This window comes from Kosakonia sp. MUSA4, from assembly GCF_013085925.1.
Taxonomy (GTDB): Bacteria; Pseudomonadota; Gammaproteobacteria; order Enterobacterales; family Enterobacteriaceae; genus Kosakonia; species Kosakonia sacchari_B.
Map to the genome: position 1 here is coordinate 679,366 of NZ_CP025697.1, position 16,664 is coordinate 696,029.

A 16,664-nucleotide genomic window follows, 5' to 3' on the forward strand; every position below is an offset into this window, starting at 1 on the left:
CCCTTAGAGTCACTGTGCAGACAACGCGTCTTGCAGATATTGTGGCAGAGCGAATGCTGCGGTATGAATCGCCGGATTGTAGTAACGGCAGGTGAGTGCGGCATTGTGGAAACGGGCGGCGATGATCTCGGTCGAAAGATGGCGCAACACCTCGTTATCCGTGGCCCAGGCGAAGGTCATAATACCGCCGTAATAGGTCGGTACGGCGGCCTGGTAGAAGCTGACGTCGCTAAAATAGTGGCTCAGCTTGCGATGGCTGCCGACGGCTTCATCCTGTTGCAGGAAGCTGACGCCGTTTTGCGCGACAAAGATCCCGCCAGCATTCAGGCAGCGTTTGCAGCCTTCGTAGAACGCTGAAGTGAACAGGCTTTCGCCGGGACCAATAGGATCGGTACAGTCGGAAATGATCACGTCGAACGTCTTGTCGGTCTGATTAACAAAGTTGACGCCATCATCGATCACCAAATGGAACCGTGGATCGTCGTATGCGCCCGCGTTGTGCTTCGGCAGGTACTGGCGACAGAAAGAGACGACACCCGCGTCGATTTCTACCATGGTGATGGTTTCGATGTTTTTGTGGCGGGTTACTTCACGCAGCATTGCACCGTCGCCGCCGCCGATGATCAGCACATGTTTTGCGTTGCCGTGCGCCAGCAGCGGAACATGGGTCATCATTTCGTGGTAGATAAATTCGTCGCGTTCGGTGGTTTGTACCACGCCATCCAGCGCCATTACGCGGCCAAAGGCGGCGTTCTCGAAAATGATCAGATCCTGGTGATCGGTCTTTTCGTGATAAAGCACCTTATCCACAGCAAAGTACTGACCAAAATGGTCATGCAGCGTCTCTTGCCACATCGTGTTGTCGGCCATTGGTTGCTCCTTTGTTAACACCCGTGAAACGGGCGCAACATAATAGCTAACTCTGCCCGTGGTTGCACGGTCAGAGTTTAACCATGGCGACAGCTTACTTCACGTAGGCGAGCAGGCTTAAGGAGTCGCGGGCCAGCGCTTTGCATTTTTTGGCGGTGGGAATGCCAATGCCGCTCAAATCGCGGTAGCTATCTTCGCCAAGCGACTTCATGTCCCATGCATCATAGTTGCTGAGATCCCACTGGTTTTGCTGGGCGAAAAATACCAGCGCACGGCGGATCTGCCCGTTGGGTAAATTGTTATAACCGCAGTCGTTTTTCAGAAAGACAAACACCGCCGTGAGATCGGCCATGTCTTCGGCTTCGGATTCGCTTAGCGCATAACTGTTCACGGAGACAGCCAGCAGGCTGCCAAGGAGTACTGTTCTGAAAAACGTCTTCATTATTTCTACCACGGTGTAACGGAATTTAAACGTTAGCACAGTCCGCATAAGGCGACGATATTTATTATTACCTCTTTTCTTGACCTTCCGGCTGGGGAAAGGTTTAAGCTCAAAATATCGTCTGCAACAGATAAGGAAATGCCATGCAACGTCGAGATTTTTTGAAATATTCCGCCACGCTGGGCGTGCTAAGCGCCTTACCGCTGTGGAGTCGCTCACTGTTCGCCGCGGAACGCCCGGCGCTCCCCATTCCCCCGCTGCTCAGTGCCGATGCGCAAGGGCGTATCGCGCTGACAGTGCAAGCAGGAGAAACGCTATTTGGCACGAACAAAGCCGCCACCTGGGGGTATAACGGCGCACTGTTAGGGCCAGCGTTACAACTGCGTCAGGGAAAGCAGGTGACGATTGATATTCGTAACACCCTCGCGGAAGAGACGACCGTTCACTGGCACGGGGTGGAGGTGCCTGGCGATGTTGACGGCGGGCCGCAGGGCGTCATCAAAGCGGGCGGTCGTCGTTCTGTTACCTTTACGCCCACGCAGCAGGCTGCGACCTGCTGGTTCCATCCGCATCAGCATGGCAAAACCGGCCGTCAGGTTGCTATGGGGCTGGCGGGGCTGGTGCTGATAGAAGATGACGCTATTCGCCAGTTGCGGCTACCGACGCAGTGGGGCATTGATGATGTGCCGGTTATTGTGCAGGACAAAAGGTTTACCGCGCAGGGGCAGATCGATTATCAGCTGGATATGATGAGCGCCGCGGTTGGCTGGTTCGGCGATACGCTGCTGACCAATGGCGCTATCAACCCGCAACATGCCGCGCCGCGCGGCTGGCTGCGTCTGCGCTTGCTGAATGGGTGTAATGCGCGCTCGCTGAACTTCTCAACCAGCGATAAGCGCCCGCTGTATGTGGTGGCGAGCGATGGCGGTTTATTAAGTGAACCGGTAAAAGTGAGCGAACTGCCGATGTTGATGGGCGAGCGTTTTGAAGTGCTGGTGGATACGCGCGATGGCAAACCCTTTGATATCGTGACGCTGCCGGTACAGCAGATGGGAATGACGGTCGCACCGTTCGATAAGCCGCATCCGGTATTACATATTCAACCGCTACAGATCGTCGCTTCGGGTACGTTGCCGGATTCGCTGGCCTCAGTGCCGGGTTTACCTGCGCTGACAGGCTTAACGCAGCGGACGTTGCAGTTATCGATGGATCCGATGCTCGACATGATGGGCATGCAGGCGTTGCAGAAGAAGTATGGCGATAGCGCGATGGCAGGGATGATGATGGGGAACGGCCAAATGGGACATGGCCAGATGATGAACATGGATCACGGTAAGATGATGGATATGGACCATGGACAGATGAATCATGGCGCGCAGGGGTTTGATTTCCATAATGCCAACCGCATCAACGGTAAAGCTTTCGATATAAACACGCCCGCTTTTGCGGCAAAAAAAGGGGAGTATGAGCGCTGGGTGATTTCCGGCGAGGGCGACATGATGTTGCATCCCTTCCATATTCATGGCACTCAGTTCCGTATTTTATCGGAGAACGGCAAGCCACCGGCCGCACATCGTGCAGGCTGGAAAGACACCGTTAATGTCTATGGCGCGCGCAGTGAAGTGTTAGTCCGTTTTCAATATGATGCGCCGAAAGAGCATGCTTATATGGCGCACTGCCATCTGCTGGAGCATGAAGATACCGGCATGATGTTAGGATTTACGGTGTAAAAAACGCATACCAGCAAAAAGCCCGGAAGCGTGTGGCTTACCGGGCTTTCTACGATCAGCATGCCGGATACGTAATCTCATCCGGCATTTTTACTTACTTTGCGTCATCCGGCAGCGCATAGGCCACGATATAGTCGCCCATCTTCGTACCGAACGAGCCGTGACCGCCCGCGGAAATGACAACATACTGCTTGCCATTCACTTCATAGGTCATCGGTGTTGCCTGACCACCTGCCGGTAACCGGCCTTGCCACAGTTTCTCACCGTTGCTCATATTGTATGCGCGCAGGTAGTTATCTGCGGTTGCGGCGATAAACAGCACGTTACCGGCAGTGGAGATCGGGCCGCCCAGCATCGGCATACCCATATTGAACGGCACAGGAACCGGCATCGGGAACGGCATGCTGTCCTGCGGCGTACCAATACGTTTTTTCCATACCACCTGGTTGGTTTTCAGATCCAGGGCGGAAATGTAACCCCACGCCGGTTGTTTACACGGCAGACCAAACGGTGACAGGAACGGGTTCAGCGTCACGCCAAACGGCACGCCATACTGCGGCTGAATCCCTGATTCCGTACCGGTGCCTTTTGCATCTTTCGGCGGTTCCATCGGGTTACCAGGGCCGCGCGGGATCAGCTTCGACACAAACGGCAGCGCCATCGGGTTAGCAATCGCTACCTGACGGTCTGGATCAACAGAGATGCCGCCCCATTCGAACATACCCAGGTTACCCGGGAAGACCAGCGTGCCCTGCTCAGACGGCGGAGTGAAGATGCCTTCATAGCGCAGTTTCTGGAACATCACGCGGCACACCAGTTGGTCGAACATGGTAGCCCCCCACATGTCCGCGCCGCTCAGGTTTTGCTTCGGACGGAAACTCAGGTCAGAGAAAGGCTGCGTTTTGCTGACGTAATCACCTTTCGCTGCACCTTGCGGTACCGGTTTTTCTGGCGCCGGAACAACCAACTTGCCGTTGGTACGATCCAGCACGAAGATGTTACCGGTTTTCGCCGGCGCGTAGATGATCGGAACGGTTTTGCCATTAACGCTAATATCCGCCAGCGTCGGCTGCGACGGCATATCCATATCCCACAGATCGTGGTGAACCGTCTGGTAGCTCCACACCAGTTTCCCGGTGGTGGCATTCAGCGCCACGATTGAACTGGCATAGCGTTCCTGCTCCGGCGTGCGGTTACCGCCCCAGATATCCGGCGTGGTAACGCCCATCGGCAGATAGACTAAATCCAGTTTCGCGTCATAGGCCGCTGGTGCCCAGGAGTTCGGCGAGTTAAAGGTAAAGGTATGTTCGTCCGACGGAATCGCGTTCGGATCTTTCGCACCCGGATCGAAGGCCCACAGCAGTTTGCCGGTGTTGACATCGAAACCACGAATAACGCCAGAGGTTTCACGGGTAGAGAAGTTATCGGTCACCGAACCGGCAATCACAATAGTTTTATCCGTGATGATCGGCGGCGAGGTCGGCTCATACAGGCCAGGCGTGGTGTCCGGCATGTTGGTTTGCAGATTCAGGATACCTTTGTTGGCAAAGGTTTCACACGGCTTACCGTTGTCAGCGTTGATGGCAAACAGACGGCCATCGTTCACCGGCAGGATAATACGGCGCGGACAATCGGCGACCACGTCCGGGCTGGCATTATCGGCGCGCGCTTCATGGTAAGAAACGCCGCGGCAAGTGACATGCTGGAATGATTGATTGGCATTCAGTTGCGGATCGAAATGCCACTTCTCTTTACCGGTTGCGGCATCAACGGCAAACAGACGCTGGTGCGCAGTACACAGATACAGCGTGTCGCCGACTTTAATGGGCGTCACTTCATTGGTCAGTTCGCCCGGATCGGTCGGCAGCTTCAGATCGCCCGTGCGGAACACCCAGGCTTCCTTCAGGTTCTTCACGTTTTCGGCGTTGATCTGCTTCAGCGGCGAATACCGCTGTCCTTCCTGGTTGCGGCCATAGGCAGGCCAGTCGCCATCCGCTACCTGCGAAATAGGTGCGGCAGGCGTTGAATCGGCGCTCAGGGTGCCATTCACTTCTTGCGGATCGTTAAAGCCCGCCCAGGTGAGGATCCCGCCGCTAATCAGCAGGGCAACCACCAGCGCTGCAACGGACCCGCCAGATGGGATAACCAGTCGCCGCCAGACAAAGGGAAGAATCAGCCAGATGCCAAAGAAGACGAGAATATCGCTTCGCGGCGTCAGCGCCCAGAAATCGAAACCGACTTCCCACACGCCCCAGATCATGGTGGCAAGCAGCAGCGCAGCATACAGCCACAACGCAGCGCGCTTCCCTTTCCACAGTAACCAGGTGACACCCAGCATCACCAGACCGGCGATCGGGTAGTACCAGGAGCCACCAATGGCGACAAGCCAGGCTCCACCGATTAACAGATACAGCCCGCAAAGCGCTGCAAACAGTGTTGTCAGCGTAATCAGGAGCCTCGGTTGTTGAGTTTTTGTTTCCGCCATAAAAGATACTCATCTAAGTTGTTAATTTTTTAATAGCAATTAATTATAGTCATTAACAAATGTGATCGTCATCACAAAATGAGCTTTCTTGTTCGATAGCCAATGGAAATCAATTTGCTGGTATACTTTGCGTCTTAATCTCAATTCTTAGGGATATCGCCTGAGTTTGAGTGATTACTCTTTAAATCAAATGGTTAGTAAAATGAAACACACTGTGGAAGTGATGATCCCGGAAGCGGAGATCAAAGCGCGTATCGCTGAACTGGGCCGTCAAATCACTGAGCGTTATAAAGATAGCGGCAGCGAAATGGTGCTGGTGGGCCTGCTGCGCGGATCATTTATGTTCATGGCGGATTTGTGCCGTGAAGTGCAGGTTTCTCACGAAGTCGATTTTATGACCGCCTCCAGTTACGGCAGCGGTATGTCCACCACGCGCGACGTGAAAATTCTGAAAGATCTTGATGAAGATATTCGCGGCAAAGATGTGTTGATCGTTGAAGACATTATTGATTCCGGCAACACGCTGTCGAAAGTGCGTGAAATTCTTAGCCTGCGCGAACCGAAATCGCTGGCGATCTGTACGCTGCTGGATAAACCTTCCCGCCGCGAAGTGGACGTGCCGGTGGAGTTTGTCGGCTTTGCTATTCCGGACGAGTTTGTGGTGGGCTACGGGATTGACTACGCGCAGCGCTACCGTCATCTGCCGTATGTCGGCAAAGTGGTTCTGCTGGACGAATAAAAAAATCGGGGCCGCTGGCCCCGAATGATTATTTGTGGTTGTTGTGCTTCTTGCTGAGGTTGGAGACGCCCTGGCGATAACGCTGCTCCAGCGATTCGCGGTTGGTAGCGCTCACTTCCAGATTGCGCAGCAGGCCGTCGTGAATGCCGTAGGCCCAGCCGTGAATCGTCACTTTCTGGCCGCGTTTCCAGGCGGATCGCATGATCGTTGAATGGCCCAGGTTGTAAACCTGTTCCATGACATTCAGCTCGCACAGGGTATCGAAACGGCTCTCTGGCGGTATCTCGCCGAGCAGCGAGCTATGTTTAAACCAGATATCGCGAATGTGCAGCAGCCAGTTATCGATAAGCCCAAGTTCAGGATTTTCAACCGCCGCCTGCACGCCGCCGCAGCCGTAGTGACCGCAGATGATGATGTGTTCGACTTCCAGCACGTCCACCGCGTACTGCACAACGGAGAGGCAGTTCAGATCGGTATGAATTACCAGGTTGGCGACATTGCGGTGAACAAACAGTTCGCCGGGTTCGAGGCCGGTAAGGCGCTCGGCCGGTACGCGGGAATCGGAGCATCCAATCCAAAGGAAACGCGGTTTTTGTGCTTGCGCCAGCGTGGCAAAAAAACCGGGATCTTCTTCCACCAGCATTTTTGACCATAGTGCGTTATTGCTGATGAGTGTATCTATGTCCTTCATGGAAGTGGATGACCTGTAACGGTAAGTGCGTTGCGCTAATATAGGTGAACTCTTCCTCTTTTAAAACTACACATCGAGTGTAAAAAAGGTAAGCGATATTTCATGACCATTGCACTGGAGCTTGAGCAGCTTAAAAAAACCTATCCGGGCGGCGTTCAGGCGCTGCGCGGTATTGACCTGAAAGTAGAAGCCGGGGATTTCTACGCGCTTCTTGGACCGAATGGCGCAGGGAAATCCACTACCATCGGCATCATCAGTTCGCTGGTCAATAAAACGTCCGGGCGCGTCAGCGTCTTTGGCTATGACCTGGAAAAAGATGTGGTCAACGCCAAACGCCAGCTGGGGCTGGTGCCGCAGGAGTTTAACTTTAACCCGTTTGAAACCGTCCAGCAGATCGTGGTGAACCAGGCGGGCTACTACGGTGTGGATCGCACAGAAGCGCTGGTGCGCAGCGAAAAATACCTGAATCAGCTCGATCTGTGGGAAAAACGCAACGAACGTGCGCGGATGCTCTCCGGCGGGATGAAGCGTCGCCTGATGATCGCCCGTGCGCTGATGCATGAACCCAAACTGCTGATCCTCGATGAGCCGACCGCTGGCGTGGATATTGAACTGCGTCGTTCCATGTGGGGCTTCCTGAAAGATCTGAACGATAAAGGCACCACCATTATCCTCACCACCCACTATCTGGAAGAGGCGGAGATGCTGTGCCGCAATATCGGCATTATTCAGCGCGGCGATTTGATCGAAAACACCTCGATGAAAGCGCTGCTTTCCAAACTGAAATCGGAAACTTTTATTCTCGATTTGGCGCCGAAATGCCCGCTGCCGAAGCTGGAGGGGTATCAGTACCGGCTGGTGGATACTTCCACGCTGGAAGTCGAAGTGCTGCGCGAGCAGGGGGTGAACAGCGTTTTCAGCCAGCTCAGCGCGCAGGGTGTACAGGTGTTGAGTATGCGTAACAAAGCCAACCGTCTCGAAGAGCTGTTTGTCACGCTGGTTCATGACAGAAAAGGAGAAAGCGCATGATGCAGCTCTATTGGGTGGCGCTGAAGAGTATCTGGTACAAAGAGATCCAGCGTTTCATGCGGATCTGGATACAAACGCTGGTGCCGCCAGTGATCACCATGACGCTCTACTTTATTATTTTCGGCAATCTGATCGGTTCGCGGATTGGTGAAATGCACGGTTTCACCTACATGCAGTTTATCGTGCCGGGGCTGATCATGATGGCGGTGATCACCAACGCTTACGCCAACGTCGCATCGTCGTTCTTCAGCGCCAAGTTTCAGCGCAATATTGAAGAGCTGCTGGTCGCGCCGGTTCCGACGCATGTGATTATTGCTGGCTATGTTGGCGGCGGCGTAGCGCGCGGGCTGTGCGTCGGTGTTCTGGTTACTGCCGTTTCGCTATTTTTCGTGCCGTTTCAGGTACATTCATGGCTGTTTGTCGCTTTAACGCTGCTGCTGACCGCCGTGCTGTTTTCGCTGGCCGGTCTGCTGAATGCGGTATTTGCCAAAACCTTTGACGATATCAGCCTGATCCCGACCTTTGTGCTAACGCCGTTGACCTATCTGGGCGGGGTATTTTACTCCCTGACGCTACTGCCGCCGTTCTGGCAGGCGCTGTCGCACCTGAACCCGATAGTCTATATGATCAGCGGCTTCCGTTTTGGTTTCCTCGGCATTACCGACGTTCCGCTGTTCACCACTGTTGCCGTGCTGGTGGTGTTTATCATCTCTTTCTATTTGGTTTGCTGGTACTTGATCAATCGCGGCCGCGGGCTGCGCAGCTAATCTCTGCGGGCTGGCTCTTTTGCACACGAGAGCCAGCTTATCTGGACGGGCTATTTTTTGTACTTACTCCGGCCTTTGAATATGTGCAGTTTTGTTACACTAATGACAGTCTCTCAACCCGGTTCGTCTCATGTCGCGTTTGATTACCCTTCTGCTGCTACTGGTTACCTGTAGCGCTTCTGCCAGCATTGTCAGTGAACAGCGCATTCCTGCGCGCTATATGCAAACTATCGAGGATGCCAATATCTGGGCGCAGGTCGGCGACAGAGTGGTGACGGTCGGCAATATTCGCGCCGGGCAAATTCTGGCGGTGGTGCCGGGCGCAGAGGATTACTACGCCTTTCGCTTCGGCTTTGGCAGCGGTTTTATCGATAAAGGCCACCTGAGCGCGGTGGAAGGTAATCAGCGCGTTGAGGACAGCCTTGGCGATCTGAATAAGCCGCTGAGTAACCAGAATCTGGTGACGTGGCAGGATACGCCGCTGTATACGGCGCCGGATAACCGCAGCGAACAGTTTGGTACGCTGGCGGAAAACCTGCGTTATCCCATTATTGATAAGCTGAAAGATCGCCTGAACCAGACCTGGTTCCAGATCCGCATCGGCAATCGGCTGGCCTGGGTAAGCAGCCTGGATGCGCAGGAAGACAGTGGTATTCCGGTGCTGACCTACCATCACATTCTGCACGACGAGGAAAATACCCGTTTCCGTCATACTTCCACTACCACGTCGGTGCGCGCTTTTACTAACCAGATGACCTGGCTGCGCGATCAGGGATATACCACGCTGTCGATGTATCAACTGGAAGGCTATGTGCGTAACCGGATGAACCTGCCCGCACGTTCGGTGGTGATCACCTTTGATGACGGCCTGAAATCGGTCAACCGTTACGCTTACCCGATCCTGCGCGAATACGGTTTTAAAGCGACGGCGTTTATTATCTCATCGCGCATTAAACTGAAGCCGCAGAAATGGGATCCGAAGTCGTTACAGTTTATGAGCGTGTCGGAACTGAACAGTATGCGCGACGTGTTTGACGTGCAGTCGCATACGCACTTCCTGCACCGGGTCGATGACACGATGCACCCGATATTGCTCAGCCGCAGCTACCACAACATTCTGTTTGATTTTAAACGCTCCCGCCGGGCGCTGGCACAGTTCAACCCACACGTGCTCTATCTTTCATACCCGTTTGGCGGGTATAACGAGATCGCGATAAAAGCGGCCAATGACGCCGGTTTTCATATGGCGGTCACGACGGTACGCGGGAAAGTGAAGCCGGGCGATAATCCGTTCTTGCTGAAGCGTTTGTACGTGCTAAGAACGGATTCGCTGGAAACGATGGCGCGGCTGATCAGTAACCAGCCGCAGGGGTAGGGGAATCAGGCAACCTGAACCGGCACGGCTTTCGCGGTGCGTTTCATTTCGTTGTCGCCGTCAAAATAGGCCACTTTCGGCTGCCAGCTACGGGCAACCTCATCCGGTACGGTAACGTAGCTGGCGATAATCAGGATATCGCCCACGTCTGCGCAGTGCGCCGCTGCGCCGTTAACCGAAATAATTCTGGAACCGCGTTCCCCGGCAATCGCGTAGGTTGAGAAGCGTTTACCGTTGGTCACGTTATAGATATCGATGGCTTCATATTCGAGAATACCAGCCGCCTCAAGGAAATCCTGGTCAATGGCGCAGGAACCTTCATAGTGCAGGTCGGCCTGTGTCACTTTGACGCGGTGGAGCTTGCCTTGCAGCATTGTGCGAATCATGAGTTAAACCTTCATTACGGATAAGTCAGCTAAAAATGAGGGGCGGCATCCTGCATTTCCCCGCATGCTCATTTCACTCCCGCCGACCGTGAAAAGTCTTAACGGGAGTTTAGTCCTGGCGAAATTTTTACCCTGCCTGACGGGCAAGTTCAACCACTTTATTGTCGATAAGGCGCGCCTGGCCGAGCCATGCCGCCATTAAAATCACCGCCCGCTGGCTTTGGGCCGAGAGTGCTTCCAGTGTGTCGGCGTCGCGGATCTGAATATCGTCAGCGCGCAGGCCGGCATCGTTGATTTCCTGGGCTGCAATGGCGATCAGCTCTTCTTCGTCGCTCGCGCCTGCCTGCAATTTCTCCGCAGTGGCATTCATCACTTTGCTCAATGCCGGAGCGATTTTACGCTCGTCAGCGCTGAGGTAACCGTTGCGTGAACTCAGTGCCAGGCCATCTTTCGCGCGCACTGTCGGTACGCCGACGATCTCAATGTCATAGCCCATATCGGCAACCATTTTGCGGATCAGCTGCAACTGCTGGTAATCCTTCTCGCCGAAGCAGGCGATATCCGGCTGTACCAGATTAAACAACTTGCTGACGATGGTGGAAACGCCGCGGAAATGCCCCGGACGGCTGGCGCCCTCCAGCATGGTGGAAAGGCCCGGTACGTCAACATAGGTTTGACCTTCGGTGCCCTGCGGATAGATATCGGCAGGCGCAGGCGCGAAGACAAAATCCACCTTGCGCTTGTTCAGCTTCTCGCAATCATCCTGCAAGGTACGCGGGTAGCGCGCCAGATCGTCCGGACGGTCGAATTGCATCGGGTTAACAAAAATGCTCACCACTACCACGTCGGCGCGGGCTTTCGCTTCATCGACCAGCTTCATATGGCCATCGTGCAGGTTACCCATGGTCGGGACCAGCGCAATGCGTTTCCCTTCCTGACGCAGTCGGCGAATATGCTGACGCAGCAGCGGAAGTGTTTCAATAATCAACACAACAGGACTCCTTAATGGAAACTGTGTTCTTCGCCCGGATAGACGCCGGACTCGACTTCGGCAACATACTGCCTGACCGCTGCGCGCATGTCGCCTGCTTCATTGAGGAAATTTTTAGCAAATTTAGGAATATGGCCGCCAGTAATGCCAAAAGCGTCATGCATAACCAGAATCTGGCCGTCGGTAACATTGCCTGCACCAATTCCGATCACCGGAATGGTTAATGCGGCGGTAATACGCTGCGCCAGCTCAACCGGCACGCACTCCAGCACCAGCAGTTGCGCTCCGGCGGCTTCCAGCGCCAGCGCATCGTCAAGCAGCCCCTGGGCCGCGTCGCCGCGACCCTGAACTTTGTAGCCGCCGAAAATATTGACCGATTGCGGCGTCAGGCCGAGATGACCGCACACCGGCACCGCGCGTTCGGTGAGCATTTTTACCGTCGGTGCCAGCCAGCGGCCGCCTTCGATTTTCACCATATTGGCGCCTGCGCGCATCACGATGGCGGAATTCTCAAAGGCCTGTTCCGGCGTGGCATACGCCATAAACGGCAGATCGGCAAGCAGCAGGCAGGCCGGAGCACCGCGGCGTACCGCTTGCGTGTGATAAGCGATATCTGCCACGGTGACGGGCAGGGTGGAATCATGACCTTGTACCGTCATCCCTAACGAGTCGCCAACCAGCATCACGTTAATCCCTTCTTCGGCAAACAGTTTGGCGAAGCTGTAGTCGTAAGCGGTGATTGTCGCGAAGCGTTTCTTATCCTGTTTACACTTATGCAGCCAGGAGATGGTGGTGGGTTTCATAGTGTTTCCTGATAGTTCAAAGCGTGTTCTGGCGCATTCTATCAGTAACATTCAGGTGGGCAATGATTTTAGGCCGCACAAAGAGGCGGCAGGGGGAATTACCAGGCTTCCGGTTTTGGCGCGTTGAGCTGTTCCAGCGTGGCGCGCAGCGAAGCGCCATCCGGGAAGTGCAGATCGGGGGCGATTTCAAACAGCGGCCACAGCATAAAACCCCGGTTTTTCATATCGTAATGCGGAACCGTCAGGCGCTGCGTATTCAGCGTTAAAGAACCGAACAGCATGATATCGAGATCGAGTGTGCGTGGCCCCCAGCGCTCCGCTTTACGTACGCGTCCCTGTTGCAACTCAATCCGTTGGGTGTGATCGAGCAGCGCTTCCGGCGCAAGCGTTGTTTCCAGCGCCACGGCAGCGTTGAGATAATCCGGCTGATCCGGCGGCCCGAGCGGGGGAGTGCGATAGAGTGAAGAGACAGCCACAATGCGGCTTTGCGGGATTTCGCCGAGGGCGGCGATCGCCGCATTGACCTGATCAAGCGGCGATGCGAGATTGCTGCCCAGCGCGATGTAAGCGAGAGTCACGCACTGCCCTCACGGCGCGGCGTACGTTTACGCGGGCGACGGTGACGGCGGCGTTCGGCTGGCTCTTCACCTAAATCGTCCAGCATATCTTTTTGAGTGGGCGGCGCTGAAACCTGGAATTCGCCCCACCATTTCGCCAGACGTTGCAGCTCGCCGTTGTTTTCCGCTTCGGCGCGCAGCGCCAGCAAATCGTAAGCGGCGCGGAATTTCGGATGCTCCATCAGCTTCCAGGCGCGTTTGCCCTGGCGGCGGGACATGCGCAGCTGTAGCTGCCAGATATCACGGATAAGCGTCGTAATGCGTTTTGGAATGGCCAGCGAACGACAGGCTTCGTCCAGCACATCATTCATTGCCAGCGCGAATGCATCGTAATAGGCAAGGCCGCCTTCCTGCGCAATGCGCTGCGCTTCTTCCAGCAGCGGATACCAGAACATAGCGGCAAACAGGAACGCCGGATTGACGCGCATATCATTGTGGATACGGTTGTCGGTATTCTTCAGCACCTGCTCAATAATGCGCTCCATCGGGCTGTCACCTTTTTCGGTGAAGTAGCGGGTGATGGTCGGGAACAGAGGCTGGAACAGGCCATATTCGCGCAGTAAGCGGCAGGTGTCGTAACCATAGCCCGCCTGCAACAGCTTGAGGGATTCCTCAAACAGACGCGCGGGCGGAACATCGTTAATTAATGTGGCAAGACGCGGGATCGGTTCGGCCGTCTCTTCACTGATGCGCATCCCCAGTTTGGCGGCGAAGCGCACCGCGCGCAGCATGCGCACCGGATCTTCACGGTAGCGGGTTTCCGGGTTGCCAATCAGGCGAATCACGCCCTCTTCCAGATCGCGCATGCCACCGACGTAATCACGCACGGTAAAATCGGCAACGCTGTAATAAAGGCTATTGATGGTGAAGTCGCGACGCTGGGCATCTTCTTCGATAGAACCGAAGATATTGTCACGCAGCAGCATGCCGTTTTGGCCGCGCTGGGAAATAGAACGATCGGTTTGCTGTTCGTCGTGGTGGCCGCGGAAGGTGGCAACTTCAATAATTTCCGGGCCGAACATGACATGTGCAAGGCGGAAACGGCGACCGACCAGCCGGCAGTTGCGGAACAGTTTGCGTACCTGATCCGGCGTGGCGCTGGTGGTGACGTCAAAATCTTTTGGTTTTTTGCCCAGCAATAAGTCGCGCACGCCGCCGCCTACCAGGTAAGCGTCGTAGCCCGCTTTATTCAGACGATAGAGCACCTTGAGCGCATTTTCACTGATATCTTTGCGGGAAATAGCGTGCTGCTCACGCGGAATAACCGTCATCTGCGGTTGAGCCAGCGCCTCGACGGCGATGCTCTCTTCGCGGCTTAGCACCTTGCGGCAAAAATTAGCGACTCGGGTAAAAATAGTACACCTCGGTAGTGTCAAACGTCAGGACAAAAAAATAGCGGCTAATCATAGCTCAGCGCGACGCATTTGAGAATGATGTATTCACATCTGCCCCTCTGGCACGCGGGAAAGTGACCAATTTTCGACCGCCCGGTTCAGCAACGCTTCGATGCTGAGATCCTGCCACTCATTTGTTACATCCTGGTTCAGAAATTGTAAAGCCCTGATTATTATGGGGCGGGGATCGCCGCCAGGCAAGGCAGGGGCATGGTTTTGCTTGGAGAGCTTATTCCCTTGCTCGTTAAGCGCCAATGGTAGATGAATATACCCCGGCACAGGCCAGCCAAGCTGCTGATAGAGCGAGATTTGCCGCACTGTCGGTTCAATCAGATCCGCGCCGCGAACGATCTCCGTCACACCCTGAAAATGATCGTCGACCACGACGGCCAGGTTGTAAGCGAATAACCCATCACGACGATGAATAATGAAATCTTCCCGCGCCAGTTTTTCATCGGCCACAATGCGGCCGCGCAGCCGATCGTCAAAATGCAGCACCGGCTGATGTTGCAACAGACGTAGCGCAGCATTTTCCGGGCCGTTGTGGCGGGTGCGGCAATAGCCATCGTAGATGCCGCCGATACTCTGGATACGCGCGCGGGTGCAGGTACAGAAGTAACTTAATCCGTCACGTTGCAAAGTGGCGAGTACTTCACGGTAGGCATCATGTCGCTGCGATTGCCACAGCACTTCACCGTCCCAGTGCAGACCGTAGTGTTCCAGCTGACGCAAAATCGTCGCGGCTGCGCCAGGAACCTCACGAGGGGGATCTATATCTTCGATACGGACGAGCCATGCACCCCGATTGGCGCGGGCCTGCAGGTAGCTGCCAAGCGCAGCAATCAATGAGCCAAAGTGCAGTTCACCGGAAGGAGATGGCGCAAAGCGCCCAATATAGTGTGATTCAGGCATATCGACAGGCAAAAAAAATATAGGGCGGGAATCACTCCCGCCGTATAAGGCGCATCACGCCTAAGTGATGCGTCATCAGTGATAGCGGGGGATTAACCCGCCATCTGTTTTTCGCGGATTTCCGCCAGCGTTTTACAGTCGATGCACAGATCGGCAGTCGGACGCGCTTCCAGACGACGGATACCAATTTCCACGCCGCAGGATTCACAGAAGCCGAAATCTTCGTCTTCTACTTTTTTCAACGTCTTCTCGATCTTTTTAATCAGCTTGCGCTCGCGATCGCGGTTACGCAGTTCGAGGCTGAACTCTTCTTCCTGAGCGGCACGGTCAACCGGATCCGGGAAGTTAGCAGCTTCGTCCTGCATATGCGTAACGGTGCGATCGACTTCATCCCTGAGTTGATTACGCCATGCTTCAAGAATTCGCTTGAAGTGCGCCAGCTGGGCTTCGTTCATATACTCTTCGCCCGGTTTCTCTTGATACGGCTCCACCCCAGCGATGGCGAGAATACTCAGGGACGATGTTTTACGGTTTTGCCCTTCTTGCATGTTGCTTCTCCTTAACACGCACTATCGATCCCCGTGTGGGGGAAAAATCAGGCCGCTATAAATAACAGATGCTTTTACAGATGGCAAATATCTAAACGTAACACTTGACAAGGCTGTGAGGAAAAGCGTATTTGCGCACGCGAACAAATCACTGCCCCGTCAAATGTTTGCCCTCTATATCGTAAAAGGTAGCGGCAACCTAAGAGTGATATTATCGGCAGAAAGTTCCGCTTTATAAGCGATTACTTCTACCCCCTGACGTTGTGCGTCACTCAATAATCGTGCGTATTCCTCGTCAATATGGCGTGCTGGAGAAAAATGTTCAACGGCAGAGTGCAGGACGGCAAACAGAATTACCGCGCGATCGCCGCTGGCCGCGACGCTCATTAACTCCCGCAGATGCTTTTGTCCTCGCAGGGTGACGGCATCCGGAAAGTAGCCTGACTGCTGCTCGGCGAGCGTGACCGATTTCACTTCAATATAGCAGTTGCGACGATCCTCTGCCTGTAACAGAAAGTCAATTCTGCTACGCTCCGCACCATATTTTACTTCGCTTTTCAGCGAGCTATATCCCGTTAGTTCAGGCAGGCGATCGGCGAGAATAGCTTCTTTTGTTAATGCATTGGCCTGCTGGGTGTTGACGCAAATAAATGCTCCCTGCTGGGTTTGAGTTAATTCCCAGGTGTGCGCATATTTGCGCTTCAGATTTGTCGAAGTGGAATACCACACCGTATCGCCTGGCGTCGCGCAACCCGTCATCGCTCCGGTATTAGGGCAATGCAAAGTCAGGGTTTCACCTTCCGGGGTAATTACATCCGCCAGGAAACGTTTATAGCGCTGAATCAGCGTGGCGGATTTAAGTGGCGGAATAAATTCCATAGGAAA

At 54.6% G+C, this 16,664-nt stretch carries 17 protein-coding genes; 5 read left to right on the forward strand and 12 right to left on the reverse strand.

All coding sequences use genetic code 11. The features are described 5' to 3' along the window. Positions 1-9 precede the first annotated feature (9 nt). Complete coding sequence (gene speE, locus C0557_RS03190; RefSeq protein ID WP_208657465.1) at positions 10-870, reverse strand: polyamine aminopropyltransferase; 861 nt, start codon at positions 868-870, stop codon at positions 10-12. A 94-nt stretch (positions 871-964) separates the two neighbouring features. Then, positions 965-1,312: a YacC family pilotin-like protein gene (locus C0557_RS03195; RefSeq protein ID WP_007373185.1), complete on the reverse strand. Its 348-nt coding sequence runs from the start codon at positions 1,310-1,312 to the stop codon at positions 965-967. A gap of 143 nt (positions 1,313-1,455) precedes the next feature. On the opposite strand from C0557_RS03195, the gene cueO reads away from it, so the two are divergent. After that, entirely contained in the window at positions 1,456-3,042 is a 1,587-nt protein-coding gene (cueO, locus tag C0557_RS03200) for a multicopper oxidase CueO (RefSeq protein ID WP_208657466.1), read from the forward strand. Positions 3,043-3,136: 94 nt separating this feature from the next. Here the strand turns inward: cueO and C0557_RS03205 are convergent, their stop codons facing one another. Continuing rightward, the gene (locus tag C0557_RS03205) at positions 3,137-5,527 is read right to left on the reverse strand and encodes a glucose/quinate/shikimate family membrane-bound PQQ-dependent dehydrogenase (protein ID WP_208657467.1); all 2,391 of its coding nucleotides are present in this window, start codon (positions 5,525-5,527) and stop codon (positions 3,137-3,139) included. 202 nt (positions 5,528-5,729) lie between these two features. Between C0557_RS03205 and hpt the strand changes: the two genes are divergently transcribed. Further along, positions 5,730-6,266 carry a hypoxanthine phosphoribosyltransferase gene (gene hpt / locus C0557_RS03210; protein WP_051643997.1) on the forward strand — a complete coding sequence of 179 codons (537 nt, stop codon included), beginning with the start codon at positions 5,730-5,732 and terminating at the stop codon, positions 6,264-6,266. A 28-nt stretch (positions 6,267-6,294) separates the two neighbouring features. Here hpt and can read toward each other — a convergent pair whose 3' ends face one another. Beyond that, positions 6,295-6,957 (reverse strand): carbonate dehydratase, encoded by a 663-nt coding sequence (gene can, locus C0557_RS03215; protein ID WP_074775049.1) that lies wholly within the window; start codon positions 6,955-6,957, stop codon positions 6,295-6,297. Positions 6,958-7,059: 102 nt separating this feature from the next. Here can and C0557_RS03220 point away from each other — a divergent pair, with 102 nt between their 5' ends. The 3 genes from C0557_RS03220 to C0557_RS03230 all read left to right on the forward strand — a co-directional run bounded on the left by C0557_RS03220 (position 7,060) and on the right by C0557_RS03230 (position 10,128). Beyond that, positions 7,060-7,986, forward strand: a complete 927-nt coding sequence (locus tag C0557_RS03220) for an ABC transporter ATP-binding protein (RefSeq protein WP_208657468.1) — start codon at positions 7,060-7,062, stop codon at positions 7,984-7,986. Continuing rightward, on the forward strand, positions 7,983-8,753 hold the full coding sequence (locus C0557_RS03225) for an ABC transporter permease (RefSeq protein WP_208657469.1): 771 nt from the start codon (positions 7,983-7,985) through the stop codon (positions 8,751-8,753). Before C0557_RS03220 ends, C0557_RS03225 begins: the two co-directional genes overlap by 4 nt. Before the next feature lie 130 nt (positions 8,754-8,883). Beyond that, a complete protein-coding gene (locus C0557_RS03230; protein ID WP_208657470.1) occupies positions 8,884-10,128 on the forward strand; it encodes a polysaccharide deacetylase family protein in 1,245 nt (414 codons plus the stop codon). Positions 10,129-10,133: 5 nt separating this feature from the next. Here C0557_RS03230 and panD read toward each other — a convergent pair whose 3' ends face one another. From panD to sfsA, 8 genes are all read right to left on the reverse strand, one after another. Next, on the reverse strand, positions 10,134-10,514 hold the full coding sequence (panD, locus tag C0557_RS03235) for an aspartate 1-decarboxylase (protein WP_020456583.1): 381 nt from the start codon (positions 10,512-10,514) through the stop codon (positions 10,134-10,136). 127 nt (positions 10,515-10,641) lie between these two features. Beyond that, entirely contained in the window at positions 10,642-11,505 is an 864-nt protein-coding gene (panC, locus tag C0557_RS03240; RefSeq protein ID WP_208657471.1) for a pantoate--beta-alanine ligase, read from the reverse strand. An 11-nt stretch (positions 11,506-11,516) separates the two neighbouring features. Further along, positions 11,517-12,308, reverse strand: coding sequence for a 3-methyl-2-oxobutanoate hydroxymethyltransferase (gene panB, locus C0557_RS03245; RefSeq protein ID WP_043954967.1), 792 nt, complete (start codon positions 12,306-12,308; stop codon positions 11,517-11,519). A 98-nt stretch (positions 12,309-12,406) separates the two neighbouring features. Beyond that, on the reverse strand, positions 12,407-12,886 hold the full coding sequence (folK, locus tag C0557_RS03250) for a 2-amino-4-hydroxy-6-hydroxymethyldihydropteridine diphosphokinase (protein WP_208657472.1): 480 nt from the start codon (positions 12,884-12,886) through the stop codon (positions 12,407-12,409). Then, a complete protein-coding gene (pcnB, locus tag C0557_RS03255; protein WP_217273288.1) occupies positions 12,883-14,280 on the reverse strand; it encodes a polynucleotide adenylyltransferase PcnB in 1,398 nt (465 codons plus the stop codon). Before pcnB ends, folK begins: the two co-directional genes overlap by 4 nt. Positions 14,281-14,364: 84 nt before the next feature. Then, on the reverse strand, positions 14,365-15,231 hold the full coding sequence (gene gluQRS, locus C0557_RS03260; protein ID WP_208657473.1) for a tRNA glutamyl-Q(34) synthetase GluQRS: 867 nt from the start codon (positions 15,229-15,231) through the stop codon (positions 14,365-14,367). A 92-nt stretch (positions 15,232-15,323) separates the two neighbouring features. Continuing rightward, positions 15,324-15,779 (reverse strand): RNA polymerase-binding protein DksA, encoded by a 456-nt coding sequence (gene dksA / locus C0557_RS03265; RefSeq protein ID WP_007373199.1) that lies wholly within the window; start codon positions 15,777-15,779, stop codon positions 15,324-15,326. Between the two features lie 174 nt (positions 15,780-15,953). Continuing rightward, positions 15,954-16,658 (reverse strand): DNA/RNA nuclease SfsA, encoded by a 705-nt coding sequence (gene sfsA, locus C0557_RS03270; protein WP_208657474.1) that lies wholly within the window; start codon positions 16,656-16,658, stop codon positions 15,954-15,956. Positions 16,659-16,664 lie beyond the last annotated feature (6 nt).